Below are 20,034 nucleotides of genomic sequence, written 5' to 3'. Positions count from 1 at the left end.
CGATTGATCCTCATCCTGCCCGGACGCCGTAGCCGGTGCGGAGCATTAGCCTGGCAGTATCGACCGCTACGGCGGCCCGTATCGCCGACGACCCTCAGGACACCTCATGGACGAGACGCCGATCATCCCACCTCCGCACTACCGGATGGAGGGTTTCGAGCACCAGCGCCTGTGCGTGCTGCCCCGGCCGCTCGTCGACACCGCTCTCACCACCGCGGGCACGCGTCGGCTGCTCGTCACGGACGCCGGATACTTCCCGCTCGCACGAGGACACCGCCGTGTCCGCTCTCGAGGCGCGGCCGAGACCGTCGTGCTCCTGTGCGTGGCCGGACGCGGCACCGTGACGATCGCCGGAGAGTCGCACGCGCTCACCCCGTCGACGTCGATCGCGATCTCAGCCGGCACCCCGCACTCGTACGAGGCCTCGGACGACGACCCCTGGAGCATCTGGTGGCTCCACGTACGCGGGACGGATGCCACGGAGCTCGCCGCGCAGACGCTCGGCCGGCAGAGTCCGATCACCCGCCTGCGGTCCATCGACCGCGTGGTCGCGCTGTTCGACGAGCTCGTGACGGTGCTGGAGCGGCGCCTCTCGCCACCGCAGCTGCTCGTCGCCTCGGGCATCGCCTGGAATCTGCTCACCCGCATCGCGGCCGACAGCATCCTCCCCGGTGACGGTTCTGCCCTCGAACGCGCGATGCGGTACCTGGAATCGCGCGTCGACGGCAACATCCAGGTCGCGGAGCTCGCAGCACTGGTCGGCATGTCGCCGTCGCATCTGAGCGCACTGTTCCGCCATGCCACGGGCAGCGGACCGGCCGCCTTCCACACGTCTCTGCGCATGACCCACGCCCGGAACCTGCTCGACACCACGTCGCTGTCTGTGCGCGAGATCGCCACCGCGGTCGGCTACACCGACCCGCTGTACTTCTCACGGCACTTCCGCCGGCTCCACGGAGTCAATCCGACGAGCTACCGCGCCCAGCACAAAGGCTGACTGCCCCGGACGAGCGGATGCCGCGCATCAGCGCCCGACGCTGCGGATCACCCACCCCGCACCGACCGCGCGGCCCGGCGGCACGACGAGCAGATCCTGGCCGGAGCGGAACGCGTCGGGCGGACAGGTCGTCGGCTCGACGGCGAGGCCGATCCGGTGGTCGTCGCCGACGCCGTGATCGGCCGTGTAGACCTGCACCCACGGGCACCGCTCGTCCCACTCGACCTCCGTACCCCGACCCTCGTCGTCGGTGAGGCGCGCGCGAGCGCGGCCGTCGCGGCGAGACAGCCCGGTGAACGCGTTGTTCAGCACGGTGTCGCGGATACGGCGGGGACGCCGGAAGTCGCGGCTCCCGGCATCGTCGACCGCGATGAGGCGATCCGGCAGCATCCGGTCCTCGGTCACGAGCAGCACGCGATCGGCGTCCAGCTCGAAGGTCAGCACGTCGATGGCCCCCTCGCCCTGGGTCCCTGCGGTGAGGTACGGATGCCCGCCGAGACCGAGCGGCGCGGGGCTGTCGCTCTCGTTCGTCGCGGTCACCTCCTGCGCGAGCCCGTCGACCCCGAGCCGGAACTCCACGTCGATGCGCAGCCGCCACGGATATCCGGGCTGCGCAGCGACGACCGCCGAGAGCACGGCCCGGTCGGCATTCCGCTCGACCACCGCGAAGTCGGTCCACGCGACGAGACCGTGCGCGGAGGTGCGCGTCTCGGGCTCGTTCTGCACGAGCCGGTGCACGTCGCCGCCGAACGCGTATTCGCCGTCGCGGATGCGGTTCGGCCACGGCGCGAGCAGCGCTCCGCGCATCGCAGGGCGCAGCTCGTCGGCGGCGAACGGCACGATCAGGTCCACGCCGTCGTGCTGCAGCATCCGCACCGTGGCGCCGACGCTCGCGATCGACGCGCGATACAGACCCGCGGACAGGTCGACCTGGATGCCGGAGCGCGGCGTGCTCACGCGTCGTCCTCTGCCTCCTGCGTGAACAGCAGCAGCTCGGGCAGGCTCGTGGCGAAGTAGTCGGTCACGCCGTCGTCGCGCTTCGCGACCGGCGGGACGTAGGCAGCTCGGGCCTCGCCGAGCGTCGCGGGCGGGTCGGTGCGCGGCATCCCGAGCGCGTCGAACGTGAGATCCCACGCGGCGATCGCCTGTCCTTCCCCTCCCTCCCAGGGCCGGAAGGACCGGGTCCGCAGGATGCCGTGGGCGCGCGCGGCATCGCCCTCGGCCACGAGCAGCCGCACGTACTCGATCGTGAAGTCGTCACGCGTGAGCACGAGCTCCTCGACCGGCCGCAGCGCGGCGAGTCGTTCCGACGGGTCGTGACCGAGGCGGGCGGCGAGCTGGTCCTGCTCGTAGCGGACGCGCGCGTCGCGCGGAGCGAGCTCGACCGCCCGCGCGTACAGCGCCCAGGCCTGCTCCGCGTCGTGCTCGACGTTGTAGGCGGCGAGCCCCGCGTTGCGCAGCAGCACGGCATCCCGGTGTCCGCTGTCGATCGCGCGGTTCCACGCGGCGGCCGCGTCGCGTCGGCGGCCGTGCGCGTAGAGCAGCATGCCGAGGAGCGAGAGGGCGACGCCGTCGGACGGGTCGGCCGCGATCGCGCGCTCGAGTGCCTGCAGGGCGTCGAGGCCGAACGGGAAGGCCCAGCGCTGGTCGGCGGCGCGTGCCCTGGCGCGGTGTCGCGCGGCCCCAGACCGGTCGCCGCGGTCGTCGAGGATCGCCGCCGCGATGTAATCGGCCACCGGACGGACGTTGCCGGATCGCCGCACGGGCGCTGCGACCGCTGCATCCAGCAGCGGCAGGGCGTCATCGTCGGCACCGGCGACGGCAAGGTCGAGCGCGACGTCGAGCAGCAGCCCGGCGTCGTCGAGGTCGTACCCGGCGAGCACGCGCAGGGTCGCATCGAGCGGGTCGACGGTCAACGCCGCGTCGACGATCGCACCCGCTCCGGCCAGGTCTCCGTGCGCGCGCAGCGCCAGCACGCGGAGGGCGATGCGACGGGTGTCGTGGCCGACCGTCGCGTCGAGCTGGTCGAGCACGCGCAGGGCGGCGCGCACGCGCCCGGTGCGCAGCAGCGACCGCACGAGCTCGACGCCGGCCGCCGCGGCCCAGGATCCGTCCCAGCCCGCCTTGCCGAACATCCGCTGTGCCTCGCCCTCCCGACCGAGTCGCGCGAGCGCGAGACCCGCGAGGTAGTACGCCTCCGTGTCCGTCGGGTTCGCGTTCCGGCGCGTCAGGCGGGCGATCGCGACGCGGGCGTGCTCCAGCGCCGCCTCGAACCGCCCCGCCCGGTACGCACGGTCGGCGAGGGCGAGGCGCGTACGGGTGTCGCCGGGGTCGATCCTCAGCGCGGCCCGCCAGTACGGCAGCGGCGAGCGGGTGGGGTGGCGGTTCTGGGCGAGATGCAGACCCGTGAGGTAGAGCTCCTCGACGCTGTCGATGTCGTCGGGCCCGGGCGGCTCCTCGGCCACCCAGGGCTCGCCGTCCGGCGCATCCGACGGCGCCCAGCGCACGAGCAGCCGGCCGTCGGCGTCGACGAGCTCCACCGACAGATCCGGCGAGGGCTCAGCATCCGACTCCAGCGCCTGCGGCTCACCGGGCACGAGATCGGCCGTGCGCTCGGCGACGACGCGCTCCCCGTCGAGGATGCGGAGTGCGGCACCGGGGCGCGGGCTCGTCACGGCGAACCGTGCGGAGACCGTACTCCCCCGCTCGACGTGCACGGCGGCATCGGGCGTCGCCTGGTGCGCGGCGCCGATAGCGGGGATCGGGTACCAGTACTGCGAGAAGACCTTCGTCTCGCCGGGCAGCAGCCACGCGAAATCGGGCTGGTTGTCGGTGTAGACGCCGGCCATGAGCTCGACGTACGGGCCGTCGGCGTCCGTCAGCTGGGCGTCCCAGGCGTGCCCGAAGGGCGCGTCGCCCCACGTCCACTGCTTCTTGCCCGGCGCGTGACGGCGCTCCGCCCAGTGCACGAACCCGGCGCCCGCGGCGTGGTCGTACCCGCCGAAGAAGTCCTGCTGCGAGTCCACGATCATGTACGACGTCGGCACCGGGATGTTCCGGTAGAAGTCGATGCGATCGGCGCCCTCGCGCTCGGCGGCGAGCGCCGGATAGTCGACGCCGTAGTACGGACGGTCGGCGCGCGGGAACGCCGTCAGCGCCCGCCGCGCATGGTCGGCGACGTAGCGCACGTCCTCCGGGAAGAACGACTGGTAGTCGTCGTGCACGCGCGCCGCGACGTTCGCCCACCACAGGAACGACTGCCGCTCGCTCGTGCGGTTGTGCAGACGGGCGACGAGTTCGACCACGGAACTCCCCGGACGCAGGCGGATGCCGTGCTGCGCCGACATGCGGGTGAAGGGATCGTGGTCGTGGCACCACACGGTGACCGATCCGTCGTCGGCGTTCTCGATGGACGTCTCGACCGGCAGGTAGGTGCCCGGTCTGTGGTGCTGGGGCCAGTTGAACTCCACGCCGCCGCTGATCCAGGGACCTGCGAGACCGACGAGCGCGGGCTTGATGACGTTGTTCCGGTAGAAGAAGTCGTACCCGGTGTTCTTGTCGAACCCGATGTGGATGCGGCCGCCGAGCTCGGGCAGCACCACGAGCCGGATGTACTCGTTCTCGAGGTGGATCGCCTGCCATTCGCGCACCGCCGGTTCGTCGGCGATGTGCTCGGTGAAGGGGATCGGGTAGACCTTGCCGCTCGAGCCCTGATACACGCGCTGGTCGAGGTAGAGCGGATGGATGCTGGGCTCCCCCGCCTCATAGGTGCGGATCTCGAGCGGCTCGCTCCACGCGACCGCGTCGCCGCGGTCGAGCGCCTCGCGCGCTGCGCCCGTCGCCTCGGGAAGGACGATCCTGTGACCGGCCGGCGCCTCGGTCGTGGGTGGGTCCATGGTCGATCCGACGTCGGTGCGGCGGTCGTTCATCTGAGGGTCCTCCGTGCAGCAGCGAGCCGCCGACATCGCTCCATCGACGACAGGACGCGTGGTCCTGCCACGAAGCTAGCCGCGCCGAGACCGCGTCCCCATGGTGCGAACGGGGGAGAATATGGACGATCCGATGGAACGGAGCGCCTCAGCGCGGCGCGATCAGAGCCGCTTCAGCATCCGCGTGTTGCCGAGGGTGTTCGGCTTGACGTGCGCGAGATCGAGGAACTCCTCGACACCCGCGTCACCGCTGCGCAGCAGCTGGGAGTAGACGTCGGAGTCGACGACCTGCTCGCCGATCGGGGTGTAGCCGCGGCGGCCGAAGAAGTCGACCTCGAAGGTGAGGCAGAAGAGTCGGCTGAGTCCGAGCACGCGCGCCTGCTCCTCCAGGCGGTCGACGATCGCCCGACCGACGCCGTGGTGCAGCCAGTCGGCGCGCACCATGAGCGTGCGCACCTCGCCGAGGTCCTCCCAGAACACGTGCAGCGCGCCGCATCCGATCAGCTCGCCGCCGGCCTCGGCGACGACGAACTCCTGCACGGCCCCGTAGAGCACGGCGAGGTCCTTGCCGAGCAGGATGCGCTGCTCGACCATGGGCTGCAGGAGATCGCGGATGCCGACGATGTCGGCGCTCCGCGCGGGCCGGACGATGTACTCGCTCACCCGACCAGCCTAGAACCGTCCGCCTGATCGCACGCCGGGTACGCAAGAGGGGCGGATGCCGCAGCATCCGCCCCTCTTGTCGTGTGATCAGTCGTTGCCGGTGATCGCGAGATCAGGGGTGGCCGAGATCTCGCCGCCGCCGGTGTTCACGCCGACCGCGACCTTCTCGCCGCGCGGGCCGTGCTCGAACAGGAACTCGCCGTCCTTCGCATCGACCTTCACGTGGTCGCCGGGGTTGAGCTCGCCGTGCAGGATCTTCTCCGACAGACGGTCCTCGACCTCGTGCTGCATCGCGCGACGCAGCGGCCGGGCGCCGAGAGCCGGGTCGAACCCGATCTCGATGAGGCGCTCCTTGGCGGCCAGCGACAGCTCGATCGTCATGTCGCGGTCCAGCAGACGCTCGCCGAGGCGCTTGGTGAACAGATCGACGATCTGCACCAGCTCCTCCTTGTTCAGCTGCGGGAACACGATGATGTCGTCGACACGGTTCAGGAACTCGGGCTTGAAGTTGCGCTTCAGCTCCTCGTTCACCTTGCCCTTCATGCGCTCGTAGGTCGTGGCGTTGCTGCCCTCGATCTGGAAGCCCACCGGACCACCGGCGATGTCACGAGCACCGAGGTTGGTGGTCATGATGATGACGGTGTTCTTGAAGTCGATCACGCGACCCTGGCCGTCGGTCAGACGACCCTCTTCCAGGATCTGCAGGAGCGAGTTGAAGATGTCCGGGTGCGCCTTCTCGATCTCGTCGAAGAGCACGACGCTGAACGGCTTGCGGCGCACCTTCTCGGTGAGCTGACCGCCCTCTTCGAATCCGACGAACCCGGGAGGGGCACCGAACAGACGCGAGACGGTGTGCTTCTCACCGAACTCGCTCATGTCGAGCGAGATGAGAGCGGCCTCGTCGTCGAACAGGAACTCCGCGAGCGCCTTGGCGAGCTCGGTCTTTCCGACACCCGTGGGGCCGGCGAAGATGAACGAGCCGGAGGGGCGCTTCGGGTCCTTGAGTCCGGCGCGCTGACGACGGATGGTCTTCGAGAGGGCCGCGATGGCCTCCTCCTGACCGATGACGCGCTGATGCAGCGCCTTCTCCATGAAGACGAGCCGCGAGGACTCCTCCTCGGTCAGCTTGAACACGGGGATGCCGGTGGCCTGGGCGAGCACCTCGGCGATCAGGCCCTCGTCGACGACCGCCTGGGTCGCGACGTCACCCGAGCGCCACTGCTTCTCGAGGCGCAGGCGCTCGGCGAGGAGGCTCTTCTCCTCGTCGCGCAGCGACGCGGCCTTCTCGAAGTCCTGCTCCTCGGAGGCGATCTCCTTCTGCTCGCGGACCTTGGCGATCTTCTCGTCGAACTCGCGCAGCTCGGGCGGGCTCGACAGGATCGACAGACGCAGGCGTGCGCCGGCCTCGTCGATCAGGTCGATGGCCTTGTCGGGCAGGAAGCGGTCCGACACGTAGCGGTCGGCGAGGTTCGCCGCCGCGACGATCGCGCCGTCGGTGATCTGCACCTTGTGGTGCGCCTCGTAGCGGTCGCGCAGCCCCTTGAGGATGTTGATCGCGTGAGGCAGGCTCGGCTCGTTCACCTGAATGGGCTGGAAGCGGCGCTCGAGCGCGGCATCCTTCTCGAAGTGCTTGCGGTACTCGTCGAGCGTCGTGGCGCCGATGGTCTGCAGCTCGCCTCGTGCGAGGAGCGGCTTGAGGATGCTCGCCGCGTCGATCGCGCCCTCGGCGGCACCCGCACCCACGAGGGTGTGGATCTCGTCGATGAAGACGATGATGTCGCCGCGCGTGCGGATCTCCTTGGTGACCTTCTTCAGGCGCTCCTCGAAGTCACCGCGGTAGCGGGAACCGGCGATGAGCGAGCCGAGGTCGAGCGAGTAGAGCTGCTTGTCCTTCAGCGTCTCCGGCACATCGCCCTTGACGATCGCCTGGGCCAGGCCCTCGACGACGGCGGTCTTGCCGACGCCGGGCTCGCCGATCAGCACGGGGTTGTTCTTGGAGCGGCGGGAGAGGATCTGCATGACCCGCTCGATCTCCTTCTCGCGCCCGATGACCGGGTCGAGCTTGTTGTCGCGCGCTGCCTGGGTCAGGTTGCGACCGAACTGGTCGAGCACCTGCGATCCGCCCTGGGCGGCAGGGGTGTCGTTGGACTGCGCGCCGACGGATGCCGGCTCGCGGCCGGGCGCACCCGACAGGAGCTGGATGACCTGCTGGCGCACCTTGTTGAGGTCCGCGCCGAGCTTGACGAGCACCTGTGCGGCGACGCCCTCTCCCTCGCGGATGAGACCGAGCAGGATGTGCTCGGTGCCGATGTAGTTGTGGCCGAGCTGAAGCGCCTCACGGAGGCTGAGCTCGAGCACCTTCTTGGCGCGCGGCGTGAACGGGATGTGGCCGGTCGGCTGCTGCTGACCCTGGCCGATGATGTCCTGAACCTGCTCGCGGACGGCGTCAAGGGAGATGCCGAGACTCTCGAGCGCCTTGGCGGCGACGCCCTCGCCCTCGTGGATGAGACCGAGCAGGATGTGCTCGGTGCCGATGTAGTTGTGGTTGAGCATCTTCGCCTCTTCTTGGGCGAGGACGACCACACGACGGGCTCGGTCGGTGAATCTCTCGAACATGCTGTGACTCCTTATTCGCACTGGGGCGAAGCGAGGATCCCTCGACGGTCTCCGCGCCTGTACATCGAGAGTAACCACCGTGCGGAGGCAGTATGCCCGTGTTCGCCGTCGGCATAGCGCCGGGTCGCCGGATGACGGACGGATGCCGGAGCCGCTGTTGACCCGCATATCGAAAGTCGATATGTTAACGATTGTCGGTAACAACGATAGTCGATAAGGAGCGGACCATGTCCTCCACGAAGAACGACCGCGCGCTGAGTCGCGGCGACATCGCAGCCCTCGTCGGGTTCTGCATCGCCGGTGCCGTCATCGCCATGTACTTCACGGTGTACTCGATCATCCGGATCATCGAACTGGCCGGCGGTCAGCAGGTGCCCGTGGCCGTCGAGTTCCTCGGCGACAGCGTGGACCTGCCTCTGTCGACCGGCGGCACCATCGCGGTCGCGCTCGAGAGCGGCACCATCACCGCGCCGCAGCTGCCACTCATCGCCATCGTGCCGGGGATCATCGCTCAGGTGGTGCAGATCATCACCGTCGTGGTCGTCGTCGCCTGTCTGATCCTGCTCGCCCGGATGACGATCGGCGGACGGATCTTCGGCCGGGGGCGCACCGCGCTCGTCGCGACAGCGGGAATCACCGGTCTCCTCGGCTTCGCAGCGGTGCGGTTCTTCGACAACATGCTCGCGAACGCCACGGTCTCCCGCGTCACCGACAACGGGATCGACAACGCCGTCATCACGGTCGAGCCCTTCACCTTCATCCTCGGCGCGTTCGTCGTGGCACTCATCACGACGGTGTTCTCGATCGGCGACCGCCTGCAGAAGGACACGGAGGGCCTGGTGTGAGCCCGGCCGAGAGCGACGACGAGCTCACCGGCATCCACTGCCGCCTCGACGAGCTGCTGGCCGAGCGCGGCATCACGCTGACCGAGCTCAGCACCCGGGTGGGTGTGAGCATCGTGAACCTGTCGGTGCTGAAGAACGACAGGGCCAGGGCGATCCGCTATTCCACGCTGCGGGCGATCTGCGATGCACTGCAGTGCGAGGTCGGCGACCTGCTCGTGCTCGCCTGATCCGGGCGAAGGTCGCCGCACGTGCTCCCCGTCGCAGTTCGTGCCACCGCTGCCCGCCCGGTCTCAGTTCGTGCCACCGCTAGCGCCCCGGTCGCAGTTCGTGTCGTCGGAATCCGCCACGGACGGCACGAAGTGCGACCGGAACGGAGGGCGATACGCGACGGATGCTGGGACGCGACGCGGTCCGGATGATGGGCGTCGCGTTAAGCCGTCGGCGGCTGCGGAGGCTGCGGAGGGGCGGATGACGCGGGCGGCGCGAGGGGTTCGACGACGACCGCGGTGCCGTAGGCGCAGATCTCGGTGAAGTTCGCGATCGATCCGGCGTCGAACCGCATGGCGACGATCGCGTTGCCGCCGCGCTGCTGCGCCTCGGCCCACATGCGTCCCATCACGACCTGCCGAGCCTCGTACATGACCTGCGTGAACTCCGGGATCTCGCCGCCCCCGAGCGAGCGGAATCCCGCCGTGAACCCCTGGCCGAAGTCTGTCGACCGCACCGTGAGGCCCATGACCTCACCGAGCACCTGGGTGATGCGGTAGCCCGGGATGTCGTTCGTCGTCACCATGAACATGAGGCCATCGTGACAGAGCGCGCGGTGAGGGGACAGATCATGGGGTGGGGATTTGTCCCCATGCAACCCCCTCTATGAATTCGCTGTGCGCCAATATTCTGGTGAGCATGAAGCTCAACGACCGGAACCTGCGCCCCGCCTCCCGCCTCCTCATGGCTCTGCCCATCGCGGCACTCGCCTTCTCCCTCGCCGCCTGCGGCGGCCCCTCCCGCCCGTCCGTGGACGACGTCGCCGACGGTCTCGGTCAGGTCTTCGAGGAGCAGGGCATGGGCGACATCGTCACCGACGAGGTCGCCGATTGCTTCGCCGAGAAGCTGGTCGAATCCGACCTGAGCAACGAGACCCTGACGTACATCGCCAACGGCGAGGACAAGCAGGCCAACCAGGAGGACAAGGACCTGACGACCAAGATCATCACGGACAACCTCGAGGAGTGCGCGGCCTGACGCCGATCTCGCTCGTCTCGAAGGATGACGGATGCTTCGGCATCCGTCATCCTTCGTCATATCGGCCCGGGGAATGACAGGGCGCTCCTAGCGTTGAGCGATATGGCGTGCATTTGCGCGCATCGTTCTGTTCCCGCGCGCATCCCCAGGCGCGCATCGATCCTGGAGTTCCCCACCCCATGAGCACCACTGCGCGCACCAAGGCGCCTGACACTCGCGGGCCGGTCCGGAAGCTGCTGACCTCGTTCGGCTTCCAGATCCTCGCCGCCCTCGTCCTCGGCATCGCCGCGGGCCTCATCGCCCGCCAGCTCGGCGCGACCGCCGACAGCCCGAACGGCCTCTCCGCCACGCTCGACACGATCGGCAGCTCGTACGTGACGCTGCTGCGCGCCGCCGTCGTGCCGCTGATCTTCACGGCGATCGTCGCCAGCATCTCGAACCTGCGCCGCGTGCAGAACGCCGCCCGCCTCGCCGGCCAGACCCTGCTCTGGTTCGCGATCACCGCGTTCATCGCCGTGACGATCGGCATCGTGCTCGGGCTCGTGATCCAGCCCGGATCGCGCGCCGGCGAGGGCCTCGAGCCCAGCGACCCGTACACGGTCGGCACCTGGTGGAACTTCCTGCTCGGCCTGATCCCCCAGAACTTCCTCGGGATCGGCGTCAGCACGAACCCCGGAGCCACCGAAGGCACCTTCACCTCGAGCGTGAGCTTCAACATCCTGCAGGTCATCGTCGTCGCGGTCGCCGTCGGCATCGCAGCCCTCAAAGCCGGCAAGAAGGCCGAGCCGTTCCTCGCGTTCACCGAGTCGCTGCTCAAGGTCATCCAGCGCGTGCTGTGGTGGATCATCCGCATCGCCCCGATCGGCACGTTCGGCCTGATCGGCGCCGCCGTCGTCAAGTACGGCTGGGAGAAGCTCGCCTCGCTCGGCTGGTTCGCGATCGCCGTCTACGTGGGCCTCGCGCTCGTGCTGTTCGTCGTCTACCCCGTGCTCGTGAAGACGCACGGCCTGTCGATCAAGCAGTACTTCTCGGGCGTGTGGCCCGCCGTCCAGCTCGGCTTCGTCAGCCGCTCGTCGATCGGGACGCTGCCCCTCACCGAGCGCGTGACCGAGCGCAACCTCGGCGTGCCCCGCTCGTACGCGTCGTTCGCCGTGCCGTTCGGCGCCACCACGAAGATGGACGGCTGCGCCGCGATCTACCCGGCCATCGCCGCGATCTTCGTCGCCCAGTTCTTCGGCATCGAGTTGAACATCGTGCAGTACCTGCTGATCGTGCTCGTCTCGGTCGTCGGATCCGCCGCCACGGCCGGCACCACCGGCGCGACCGTCATGCTCACGCTCACGCTGTCGACCCTGGGGCTGCCGCTCGAGGGCGTCGGCCTGCTGCTCGCGATCGACCCGATCCTCGACATGGGCCGCACCGCGGTCAACGTCGCGGGCCAGGCGCTGGTCCCGGCGATCGTCGCCAAGCGCGAGGGCATCCTGAACGAGGAGCTCTACAACGCGCCGCGCGAGGGCCTGCCCTTCGCCGACGACAGCGACGACGACGCGGACGAGGCGGATGCCGCGGCATCCACCACCGCGCCCGCCGGAGCCCGCTGACCCGCGGTCCACAGCATGAAGCGCCTCGCCCCTTCCCCGGGGCGGGGCGCTTCTGCGTAAGCCCCTCCTGGCACCGAGACCCACCACCCGCGTCGAAACCCATCCCCGGCGACGTCTCGCGTGGTGGGCTTCGACGCTCGTGGTGGGTTTCGGCGTGCGTGCGGACGGCGCGGGGAGGGCGGGGCGGGGCGGGCGGCGCGGGGAGGATGCTGCGGGCGGCGCAGAACAGGACGCTCAGGCGCGACCCTGCTGCCGCGTGGCGCCGCGGGTGTCGAGCGCCAGCTCCTCGGCATCCATCGCGGCGAGCAGCTCGCGCATGACCTCCTCGTCGAGGTTGCCGGCGTCGCGCTCCTCGAGGAGGATGTCGCGGCGCACCTGCAACCAGCCCCGAGAGAGAGCGGCGAGGTCGTCGAACGAGGGGCGCCGCTGCGCGGCATCCTCCACCTCCTGCGCCTCGTCGGTGTCCCGCTCGACGCGCGTCATGCGCCGTGTGAAGGCGTCGAACATCTCGAGATCGACGTTGCCGTGCGTCGCCTCCCATTCGGCGCGCTTCTCCGCGAGGTACTTCTTGCCTGCCTCGCGACTCTTCGCCTTCACCGCCTCGAGAGCCTTCTCATCGTCCTTCTCGTCGCCGTCGCTGGCGATGCCGAGTCCGCGGATCAGCGCCGGCAGGGTGAGCCCCTGCAGCAGCAGCGTGCCGACCGTCACGATGAACGCCACGACGACGATCGCGTGCGACGGCTCGGTGCCGAGCGTCGCGAGGTCGGCCGCGGCGAGCGCGGTCGCGAGCGTGACGACGCCTCGCATGCCCGCCCACGAGATGATCGCGTTGTCCTTCCAGGTCAGTTGAAGTCCGGCCATCCGGTCGCGCACGATCTTCGAGCGCATCTCCTCGGGGTCGTACTCGCTCCAGCGCTTCGACTCGCGCCGCCTGCCGTCGAAGGCGCCGGACTCGACCGCGCGGTCCCAGCGGGCGAGCCGTCGGCGGTCCTGGAAGTTCGCCCACGCATTGGTCGGGTACACGTACAGCGGACGCACGACGAGCACCACGAGCAGCACGGCTCCGGAGAGCAGCAGGATGCGGCCGACCTCCTCGCCGCCCAGGTCGCTGAGCACGCGCGGGAACTGCAGCCCGATGTACGCGAACACGAAGCTCTCCAGCAGCAGGTCGGCCGACAGCCACAGGGGCTTCTCCTGCTGACGCGTCGTGTAGTCGGTGCGCGGGGAGTTGTAGCCGACGAAGAGTCCCATCGCGACGACCGCCAGGACGCCGGACCCGAGCAGGTGCTCGGCGATCGCGTAGGCGCCGAACGGGGCGAGCAGCCCGAACGTGCCGATCACGACGGCATCGTTGATGCGCATGCGCAGCTGGTGTAGCACCGCGCCGAAGACGAGTCCGACCGCGACACCCACGCCGACGGCGAGGAGGAACTGCCAGATGCCGTCCCACACCGTGAGAGTCGCGCCCGCGAGGATCGCCGCGAACACCCGGTACAGCGTCAGCGAGGTCGCGTCGTTGATGAGGCTCTCCCCCGACAGGACGGTCATGATGCGCCGAGGGAGGCCGAGCTTGCGGCCGATCGCCGCCGCCGACACGGCATCGGGCGGCGCGACGATCGCACCGAGCAGCAGGGCGCCTGGGAGAGTGAGCGATGGCAGGATCCACCACGCCACGAAACCGACCGCGAGCGCCGTCAGCAGCACGAGCGTGATTCCCAGACGCCGGATCTGCGGGAGGCTGCGTTTGAACCCCACGAACGAGACGTCGAGCGCGGCGGAATACAGCAGCGGGGGCAGCACGAGGTTGAGCAGCAGGTGCCCGTCGATGTCGACGTCTGGCACGAAGGGGAGGAAGGATGCCGCGAGCGCGACCACCGTCACCAGCAGCGGCGCCGGCCACCCCCGCCATCGCGCGATCGCCGCCACGACGACCGCACCGACGAGCACGTAGAAGATCTCGGCATCCATGCCCTCAAGATACTGCCGTCGGTCACGCGGCTCATTCGCGTCCGGTCGCTCCTTCGGCCAGTTCGCCGCGGAGATCGGCGTTCTCGTCCTGCAGATCGAGCACGCGTCGGATGCCGGTGATGTTGATCCCCTCGTCACGGAGGTCGGTGACGCGGCGCACGCGCGCGAGGTCGTCGTCGCTGTAGCGTCGCGTACCGCCGTCACTGCGCGCGGGTGCGATCAGCCCCTTGGCCTCGAACAGGCGCAGGCTCGCCTCGGGCACGCCGCTCAACTGGGCCGCGACGGCGATGCCGTAGACCGGCATCCCCGGGTCTCGATCGCTCATCGATACTTCCTCCGCTGGGACTTGCATTCTATCTCGGGGTGTTCTATAACAAATCTACAGCAAGCGATGCAGATTACCTGCATCACTCCATCCGCCCTCTGGGCCGCACGAAAGGAGAACCTCATGGCACTGACCTTCGACCCCTTCAGCCAGCTCGATCGCTTCGCCGCGAGCGTGCTGGACTCCGTTCGCGCACCCCGGCTGATGCCGGTGGACCTCTACCGCGACGGGGACCGCTACATCCTGCACGCCGACCTGCCGGGGGCGGACCCCGGCTCGATCGACGTCGATCTCGACGGCGGGCAGCTGACGATCCGCGCGCAGCGCACCGCCGACACCCGCGAGGGCGTGCGCTGGTTGGCACGCGAGCGCGGCGCCGGGTCGTTCCTGCGCCAGTTCACGCTCGGCGACGGCGTCGACCTCGACGGCATCAGCGCGTCCTATGAGAGCGGCGTGCTTTCGGTCATCATCCCGGTGAGCGAGCGCGCCAAGCCGCGCAAGATCACTGTCGAGTCGACCGAGCAGCGTCAGGCGATCGACGCCTGATCGACCGGCGCGGGGCGGGACGGCGGCGTCCCGCCCCGCGCCGCGCGCCCTCCACGAACGCCGAGCCACCCCTTTCGCGCCGAGCCACCCCCGTGCGTGCTGCGCGTACGGGGGTGGCTCGCGCGCACGGGGGTGGCTCGGCGGAGAGGCGTCGAGGCGCCGGGCGTCCGCCCGCTCGGGAATGCCTGCGGGGAGCTCGACGTTGGTCCCGGGGTGACTGCTCTCTCCGTCCTCGACCTCGTCCCGGTGCGCACCGGGCAGACCAGCGCCGAGGCCATCACGGCCTCGCTGTCCCTCGCCGAGGCGGCCGACCGGCTGGGCTATCGCCGGTACTGGTTCGCCGAGCACCACAACATGCCGGCCGTGGCGTCGACCGCTCCCCCGGTGCTGATCGCCGCTGCCGCCACACGCACCTCGACGATCCGTCTGGGGTCGGGCGGCGTGATGCTGCCGAACCACGCGCCGCTCATCGTGGCGGAGCAGTTCGCCGCGCTCGAGGCGATCGCACCCGGTCGCATCGACCTCGGACTCGGTCGCGCGCCAGGCAGCGACCCCGTCATCACGCAGCTGCTGCGCGGATCGGGCACGACCAGCGATGTCGAGCAGTTCCCGCGGCACGTGCAGGACATCGGCGCCCTCGTCTCCGGCGACGGCGCGACCGTGCGCTTCACGTCGGGCGGCGAGTACACCGTGCGCGCGACCCCGGCCGCCACGGGAGCCCCCGAGGTGTGGCTGCTCGGATCCAGCGACTACTCCGCGCGGCTGGCCGCCTCTCACGGACTGCCCTACGTGTTCGCGAACCACTTCTCGGGGCAGGGCCTCGAACGCGCGCTCGACCTGTACCGCTCCGGATACCGCCCGAGCGAGGAGCACCCGGAACCGCGCACGTTCCTCACCGTCAACGCGGTCGCCTCTCCCACGCAGGAGGAGGCGGAGGCCCGTGCTCTGCCGCAGCTGCGCATGATGGCGCGCCTGCGGTTGAACAAGCCGCTCGTCGCCCTCGAGACGGTCGAAGAGGCGCTGGCCGCCGAGACGGATGCCGCGACCGATCAGGTCGTCGAGGCGGCGCGCTCGCGGTGGTTCGTCGGCACGGGCGAGTCGGTGTCCGCCGAGGTGCGCGCGTTCGCGGCGACCCACGGCGTCGACGAGGTCATGCTGTCGCCGGTCGCCGGCGCGTACGAGTCCGAGCCGCGCGACAGCGCCGCCGGGCGGGCGCAGACGCTCGAGCTCGTCGCCGCGGCGATGCGGTAGGGTTCCGGCAGCCACCCGCCCCGCAAGGGGTGGCTTTCGCCGTCACCGAGGCGTAGCGTCAGCGGCAACGGAAGGGGTTCGACGATGAGCACCAAGACCCTCGCCCTCTGGGTGGCGTACGGGACCAACGGCGTGGTCGGCAGCATCCGACACGACGAGGAGGGGTACACCGTGGTGATGGCCGGCTCCGACGCCGCCGCCGGCACGTACCCGAGCCTCGAGTCCGCGAAGGGCGCTCTGCACTCGAAGATGCGGCCGGGCAGTGCCTGGCCGATGTTCCGCGAGCACTGAGCCCGCACGCGGACCGCACGCGCGCAGCCGCCCACGGGATCCGGATCACCCGACGCCGGAGTCCGTCGTACTCTGACTGCATGCGCACCGCCCCGCCACTCACGTCTCCGGATCTGCTGACCGTGGCCGAGCATCGGACCGCGATCCTCGCGGTCACTGGCGCGCTCCCCGCCGAGTCTGTGCCGCTCGGCGAGGCCGCCGGCCGCACTCTCGCCCACACGGTGCACGCCGCCGTCGATGTGCCGCGCTTCGACAACTCGGCGATGGACGGATACGCCGTCCTCTTCACCGACGTCGCGGCGGCGTCGCCCTCCGACCCCGTCGAGCTCCGCGTGATCGCCGACCTTCCCGCAGGCTCCGTCGACGAGCCCGTGCTGCGGCCGGGTTTCGCTGCGCGCATCATGACCGGGGCTCCGGTGCCGCGCACCGCGACGGCCGTCGTCCCGCTCGAGCACACACGTGACGGGCTGCGGTCGTGGAACGATGCGGTGGTGGTCGAGAGGGCGCCCGCCCGACCGGGCAGCCACATCCGCCGGCGCGGTGAGGAACTGCGCGCCGGTGCTCCGGTGGTACCCGCCGGAAGTCTGCTCGGCCCGCTCCAGCTCAGCGCGATCGCCGCCTCGGGGGTCGACGCGGTGAGCGTCACCCGACGACCTCGCGTCGCGGTCGTCTCGACGGGCAGCGAGCTCGCCGCGCCCGGTACCGAGGTCTCCCGGGGCCGCATCCCCGAGTCGAACTCCGTGCTCCTCGCCTCGCTCTGCCGGGCGACGGGAGCCGAGATCGTGGCCGTGAGCACGGTGGCCGATGATGACGCGATCTTCGCAGCGCGCATCGATCGGGCGATCCACGTCGACGGCGCCGACGTCGTGGTGACCTCGGGCGGCGTGAGCGCAGGCACGCACGAGGTCGTGCGGAACGTGCTCGCTGGCCGCATCGCCTTCCGGTCCGTGGCCATGCAACCCGGGCGCCCGCAGGCCTTCGGCGTCATCGACGGCACCCTGGTCTTCGGCCTTCCGGGCAATCCGGCGAGCGCGGCAGCCTCCTTCGAGGCGTTCGTCCGCCCCGCTCTTCTCGCTCTCCAGGGGCGGCAGTCGCTGACGCGCCCGACTCTGCGGGTCGCCGTCGCGGCCGCCTGGCGCAGTCCGACGGACCGCGAACAGTACGTCCCGGTGATGCTCGATCGCACCGACCCCGGCGCGTGGACGGCTCGACCCGCGACCGTAGCCGGCTCGTCGGCAGGCCACCCGGTCGCCGGGCTGGCCAACGCCGACGGCTACGCGGTGATACCGGCGTCCGTCACGGTCGTCTCCGCCGGCGACCTCGTCGACGTCGCTCTGCTGCCATGACCGTCGAGGCCGATCGCTCCGGGGCGATCATCCTCGCCGGCGGCCGCGCGACTCGACTCGGCGGAGCGGCCAAACCGCTGCTCGACATCGGAGGCCGCACGCTGCTCGACCGTGTCGTGCACGCGGTCGCCGACTGCTCGCCGATCGTGGTCGTCGGCCCCGCGGCGGTGACCGCGCAGAAGGTGATCTGGACGCGGGAGGAGCCTCCGTTCGGTGGTCCGGTCGCCGGGATCGCGGCGGGACTCGTCCGGATCGACAGCGCGGAGGTCTACCTCGTCGCCGCTGATCTGGTGCACCCGGACGACGCGGTCGCAGCGCTGCGACGGCATCCGCCCCTCGCAGACGGGATGGACGGGGTCTGCCTGAGCGATGCGGACGGACGGATGCAGTGGCTGACCGGCCGCTACCGCACCGACGCGCTGCGCGCCGCCGTCGCGGCGCTGCCGGCATCCGGGCGCGACGCCTCGATGCGCTCCTTCCTCGCGCCCCTCTCCCTGACCGCGTGCCGCGCGGGCGATCTGGCGGCCGACGTCGACACCTGGCACGATCTGGACCGTGCCCGTGCGTCGATTCCCGCACGCGGACCACGGCAGCCCCTCGAGGAGACCCCATGACGCACCCGCCGCAGCACCTTCCGCCCGAGGCCCTCGCCGAGTGGACTGCGGCCGCGTGCGCCGAGCTCGGCCTCGATCCCGACAGCGTCGACATCGGGCTGATCCTCGGGCTCGCGCGCGATGTCGCGCACGGCGTCGCCCGCCCGGCGGCGCCCCTCAGCGCCTACCTCGTCGGGCTCGCCGCGGGTCGCGCGGGCGACATCGACACCGCGAGCGCCACCGCCGCGCTCAGCCGTCTCGCCGCGACCTGGCGCACGGAGCAGCAGGATGCCGGAACTTCTCTCAACCGGGATCGGCCCGATGTGATCGAGACGTAATCGACCGGTAATCGCGCTCGTGCAGGCCTGCAACATCGGCCCCCTACGTTCGGAGCATCCGATCCGCTCGAACGCCAGGAGCCGCGATGTCTCAGATCACCGGACGCAGCGAGGCCGACACCCGCGCCTCGATACTCACCCACCGGCCCGGCCGCTGGATCGACGGCTGGAACCCCGAGAATCCGGTGTTCTGGGCGGCGGAGGGTCGCTCGATCGCGCGTCGAAACCTGGGCTGGTCGATCTTCGCGGAGTTCCTCGGCTTCATCGTCTGGCAGCTCTGGGGAATCGTCGTCGTGCTGCTGCCGAACGCCGGGTTCGCGCTGTCGACCACCGAGTCGTTCTGGCTCATCTCGCTGCCGAGCCTCGTCGGTGCGACGCTGCGGTTCCCCTACACCTTCCTCGTCGCGCGCTTCGGCGGCCGCAACTGGACCATCGTCTCGGCCCTGCTGCTGCTGATCCCCGCGATCCTCCTCGGCATCGTCGTGCAGAACCCCGAGACGCCCTTCGGCGTGCTGCTGCTCGTCGCGGCCCTCGCCGGCTTCGGCGGTGGCAATTTCGCGAGTTCCATGGCCAACATCACGTACTTCTTCCCGCAGAAGGAGAAGGGCTGGGCACTCGGACTGAACGCGGCCGGCGGCAACCTGGGCACCGCGGTGGCCCAGCTGGCCGTCCCGATCGTGGTCTCCCTCACGGCCGCACTCACCTTCAACCTCTCGTTCGCCGGGTGGATGTGGGTCCCGCTCATCCTGCTCGCGGCATGGGGCGCCTGGCGCTCCATGGACAATCTGTCTTCGGCGAAGGCCGACTTCGCCGGTGCCGCGGCCGCGCTCCGTGAGCCGCACCTGTGGGTGCTCTCGCTGCTGTACATCGGCACCTTCGGGTCGTTCATCGGCTTCTCCAGCGTCTTCCCGAAGCTGATCGCCGACACCTTTCCCGAGTTCTCGACGTTCCAGATCGGCAGCGCCTCTCTCTCGCTCGCCTTCCTCGGAGCACTGGTCGGATCGCTCGCACGACCCTACGGCGGACGACTCGCCGACCGGTTCGGCGGGGCCCGCATGACGATCGCCGCGTTCGCGCTCATGATCCTCGGCGCCGTCTCGCTGCTCGTCGTCCTCGAGTCGGGGAGCTTCGCGCTCTTCCTCGGCTGCTTCCTGCTGCTGTTCATCGCAGCGGGGCTGGGCAACGGCGCCACCTACCGCATGATCCCGAACGTGTTCGCGGCCCGCGGTGCCGCGACCGCCGGAGACCCTCTCACCGTGAGCACTCAGCGCAAGGGAGCGGCGGCGCTCGGCCTGATCTCGGCGATCGGCGCGTACGGCGGGTTCGTCATCCCGCAGGTGCTCGGCGCGGCGAAGAACGCGAGCGGCTCGTACGCCCCCGCGTTCGCCGGATTCGTCGGCGCGTACCTGCTGCTGCTCGTGCTCACCGTCCTCGTCTACGCGATCCCGCGGGCCTCCCTCGCCGGGCACCGGATCTGATC

Annotated in this window: 19 protein-coding genes; 12 read left to right on the top strand and 7 right to left on the bottom strand. The window is 70.2% G+C overall.

The genetic code is table 11. The features are described 5' to 3' along the window. Nucleotides 1–106 precede the first annotated feature (106 nt). On the top strand, nt 107–997 hold the full coding sequence (locus tag RAC81_RS13015; RefSeq protein ID WP_375082748.1) for a helix-turn-helix domain-containing protein: 891 nt from the start codon (nt 107–109) through the stop codon (nt 995–997). Between the two features lie 27 nt (nt 998–1,024). On the opposite strand, the gene RAC81_RS13010 is transcribed toward RAC81_RS13015, so the two are convergent. From RAC81_RS13010 to RAC81_RS12995, 4 genes are all read right to left on the bottom strand, one after another. Then, nucleotides 1,025–1,954: an aldose 1-epimerase family protein gene (locus RAC81_RS13010; protein ID WP_375082747.1), complete on the bottom strand. Its 930-nt coding sequence runs from the start codon at nt 1,952–1,954 to the stop codon at nt 1,025–1,027. Further along, nucleotides 1,951–4,926: a DUF5107 domain-containing protein gene (locus tag RAC81_RS13005; RefSeq protein ID WP_375082746.1), complete on the bottom strand. Its 2,976-nt coding sequence runs from the start codon at nt 4,924–4,926 to the stop codon at nt 1,951–1,953. The genes RAC81_RS13010 and RAC81_RS13005 overlap by 4 nt, the downstream gene beginning before the upstream one ends. Nucleotides 4,927–5,088: 162 nt before the next feature. Further along, the gene (locus RAC81_RS13000; RefSeq protein ID WP_375082745.1) at nt 5,089–5,589 is read right to left on the bottom strand and encodes an amino-acid N-acetyltransferase; all 501 of its coding nucleotides are present in this window, start codon (nt 5,587–5,589) and stop codon (nt 5,089–5,091) included. Nucleotides 5,590–5,676: 87 nt separating this feature from the next. Next, nucleotides 5,677–8,205: an ATP-dependent Clp protease ATP-binding subunit gene (locus tag RAC81_RS12995; RefSeq protein ID WP_096714394.1), complete on the bottom strand. Its 2,529-nt coding sequence runs from the start codon at nt 8,203–8,205 to the stop codon at nt 5,677–5,679. Nucleotides 8,206–8,432: 227 nt separating this feature from the next. On the opposite strand from RAC81_RS12995, the gene RAC81_RS12990 reads away from it, so the two are divergent. Next, nucleotides 8,433–9,050: a hypothetical protein gene (locus RAC81_RS12990; protein ID WP_375082744.1), complete on the top strand. Its 618-nt coding sequence runs from the start codon at nt 8,433–8,435 to the stop codon at nt 9,048–9,050. Further along, on the top strand, nt 9,047–9,277 hold the full coding sequence (locus RAC81_RS12985) for a helix-turn-helix transcriptional regulator (RefSeq protein WP_096714392.1): 231 nt from the start codon (nt 9,047–9,049) through the stop codon (nt 9,275–9,277). The genes RAC81_RS12990 and RAC81_RS12985 overlap by 4 nt, the downstream gene beginning before the upstream one ends. 203 nt (nt 9,278–9,480) lie before the next feature. Here RAC81_RS12985 and RAC81_RS12980 read toward each other — a convergent pair whose 3' ends face one another. Beyond that, a complete protein-coding gene (locus RAC81_RS12980; RefSeq protein ID WP_375082743.1) occupies nt 9,481–9,849 on the bottom strand; it encodes a YbjQ family protein in 369 nt (122 codons plus the stop codon). Nucleotides 9,850–9,956: 107 nt separating this feature from the next. Between RAC81_RS12980 and RAC81_RS12975 the strand changes: the two genes are divergently transcribed. Both RAC81_RS12975 and RAC81_RS12970 read left to right on the top strand, forming a co-directional pair. After that, nucleotides 9,957–10,295 (top strand): hypothetical protein, encoded by a 339-nt coding sequence (locus RAC81_RS12975; RefSeq protein WP_375082742.1) that lies wholly within the window; start codon nt 9,957–9,959, stop codon nt 10,293–10,295. A gap of 179 nt (nt 10,296–10,474) precedes the next feature. Continuing rightward, nucleotides 10,475–11,896: a dicarboxylate/amino acid:cation symporter gene (locus tag RAC81_RS12970; protein WP_375082741.1), complete on the top strand. Its 1,422-nt coding sequence runs from the start codon at nt 10,475–10,477 to the stop codon at nt 11,894–11,896. Between the two features lie 234 nt (nt 11,897–12,130). Here the strand turns inward: RAC81_RS12970 and RAC81_RS12965 are convergent, their stop codons facing one another. Then, on the bottom strand, nt 12,131–13,864 hold the full coding sequence (locus tag RAC81_RS12965) for a cation:proton antiporter (protein WP_375082740.1): 1,734 nt from the start codon (nt 13,862–13,864) through the stop codon (nt 12,131–12,133). Between the two features lie 31 nt (nt 13,865–13,895). Further along, entirely contained in the window at nt 13,896–14,189 is a 294-nt protein-coding gene (locus tag RAC81_RS12960) for a MerR family transcriptional regulator (protein WP_096714386.1), read from the bottom strand. 123 nt (nt 14,190–14,312) lie between these two features. Here RAC81_RS12960 and RAC81_RS12955 point away from each other — a divergent pair, with 123 nt between their 5' ends. The 7 genes from RAC81_RS12955 to RAC81_RS12925 all read left to right on the top strand — a co-directional run bounded on the left by RAC81_RS12955 (nt 14,313) and on the right by RAC81_RS12925 (nt 20,032). After that, complete coding sequence (locus RAC81_RS12955; protein WP_251589176.1) at nt 14,313–14,735, top strand: Hsp20/alpha crystallin family protein; 423 nt, start codon at nt 14,313–14,315, stop codon at nt 14,733–14,735. Nucleotides 14,736–14,948: 213 nt separating this feature from the next. Next, nucleotides 14,949–15,986: an LLM class flavin-dependent oxidoreductase gene (locus RAC81_RS12950; RefSeq protein WP_375082739.1), complete on the top strand. Its 1,038-nt coding sequence runs from the start codon at nt 14,949–14,951 to the stop codon at nt 15,984–15,986. Between the two features lie 84 nt (nt 15,987–16,070). Next, nucleotides 16,071–16,277 (top strand): methyltransferase, encoded by a 207-nt coding sequence (locus RAC81_RS12945; RefSeq protein ID WP_375082738.1) that lies wholly within the window; start codon nt 16,071–16,073, stop codon nt 16,275–16,277. Between the two features lie 80 nt (nt 16,278–16,357). Beyond that, nucleotides 16,358–17,623 (top strand): gephyrin-like molybdotransferase Glp, encoded by a 1,266-nt coding sequence (gene glp / locus RAC81_RS12940; RefSeq protein WP_375082737.1) that lies wholly within the window; start codon nt 16,358–16,360, stop codon nt 17,621–17,623. After that, nucleotides 17,620–18,237: a molybdenum cofactor guanylyltransferase gene (locus tag RAC81_RS12935; protein WP_375082736.1), complete on the top strand. Its 618-nt coding sequence runs from the start codon at nt 17,620–17,622 to the stop codon at nt 18,235–18,237. Before glp ends, RAC81_RS12935 begins: the two co-directional genes overlap by 4 nt. Beyond that, on the top strand, nt 18,234–18,554 hold the full coding sequence (locus tag RAC81_RS12930) for a DUF6457 domain-containing protein (protein WP_375082735.1): 321 nt from the start codon (nt 18,234–18,236) through the stop codon (nt 18,552–18,554). The genes RAC81_RS12935 and RAC81_RS12930 overlap by 4 nt, the downstream gene beginning before the upstream one ends. 86 nt (nt 18,555–18,640) lie before the next feature. Next, complete coding sequence (locus RAC81_RS12925) at nt 18,641–20,032, top strand: MFS transporter (RefSeq protein ID WP_375082734.1); 1,392 nt, start codon at nt 18,641–18,643, stop codon at nt 20,030–20,032. Nucleotides 20,033–20,034 lie beyond the last annotated feature (2 nt).

The organism is Microbacterium sp. CR_7, from assembly GCF_041954755.1.
Classification (GTDB): Bacteria; Actinomycetota; Actinomycetes; order Actinomycetales; family Microbacteriaceae; genus Microbacterium.
The sequence above is the reverse complement of the archived record's forward strand: the minus strand, read 5'-3'. Positions and strand labels throughout refer to the sequence as shown.

Excerpts from the sequence above, each read along its gene's own strand:
- RAC81_RS13015 (WP_375082748.1), top strand. The coding sequence starts at position 107 with ATGGACGAGACGCCGATCATCCCACCTCCGCACTACCGGATGGAGGGT.
- RAC81_RS13005 (WP_375082746.1), bottom strand. The coding sequence starts at position 4,926 with ATGAACGACCGCCGCACCGACGTCGGATCGACCATGGACCCACCCACG.
- RAC81_RS12995 (WP_096714394.1), bottom strand. The coding sequence starts at position 8,205 with ATGTTCGAGAGATTCACCGACCGAGCCCGTCGTGTGGTCGTCCTCGCC.
- RAC81_RS12990 (WP_375082744.1), top strand. The coding sequence starts at position 8,433 with ATGTCCTCCACGAAGAACGACCGCGCGCTGAGTCGCGGCGACATCGCA.
- RAC81_RS12980 (WP_375082743.1), bottom strand. The coding sequence starts at position 9,849 with ATGTTCATGGTGACGACGAACGACATCCCGGGCTACCGCATCACCCAG.
- RAC81_RS12975 (WP_375082742.1), top strand. The coding sequence starts at position 9,957 with ATGAAGCTCAACGACCGGAACCTGCGCCCCGCCTCCCGCCTCCTCATG.
- RAC81_RS12970 (WP_375082741.1), top strand. The coding sequence starts at position 10,475 with ATGAGCACCACTGCGCGCACCAAGGCGCCTGACACTCGCGGGCCGGTC.
- RAC81_RS12965 (WP_375082740.1), bottom strand. The coding sequence starts at position 13,864 with ATGGATGCCGAGATCTTCTACGTGCTCGTCGGTGCGGTCGTCGTGGCG.
- RAC81_RS12960 (WP_096714386.1), bottom strand. The coding sequence starts at position 14,189 with ATGAGCGATCGAGACCCGGGGATGCCGGTCTACGGCATCGCCGTCGCG.
- RAC81_RS12955 (WP_251589176.1), top strand. The coding sequence starts at position 14,313 with ATGGCACTGACCTTCGACCCCTTCAGCCAGCTCGATCGCTTCGCCGCG.
- RAC81_RS12945 (WP_375082738.1), top strand. The coding sequence starts at position 16,071 with ATGAGCACCAAGACCCTCGCCCTCTGGGTGGCGTACGGGACCAACGGC.
- glp (WP_375082737.1), top strand. The coding sequence starts at position 16,358 with ATGCGCACCGCCCCGCCACTCACGTCTCCGGATCTGCTGACCGTGGCC.
- RAC81_RS12935 (WP_375082736.1), top strand. The coding sequence starts at position 17,620 with ATGACCGTCGAGGCCGATCGCTCCGGGGCGATCATCCTCGCCGGCGGC.
- RAC81_RS12930 (WP_375082735.1), top strand. The coding sequence starts at position 18,234 with ATGACGCACCCGCCGCAGCACCTTCCGCCCGAGGCCCTCGCCGAGTGG.
- RAC81_RS12925 (WP_375082734.1), top strand. The coding sequence starts at position 18,641 with ATGTCTCAGATCACCGGACGCAGCGAGGCCGACACCCGCGCCTCGATA.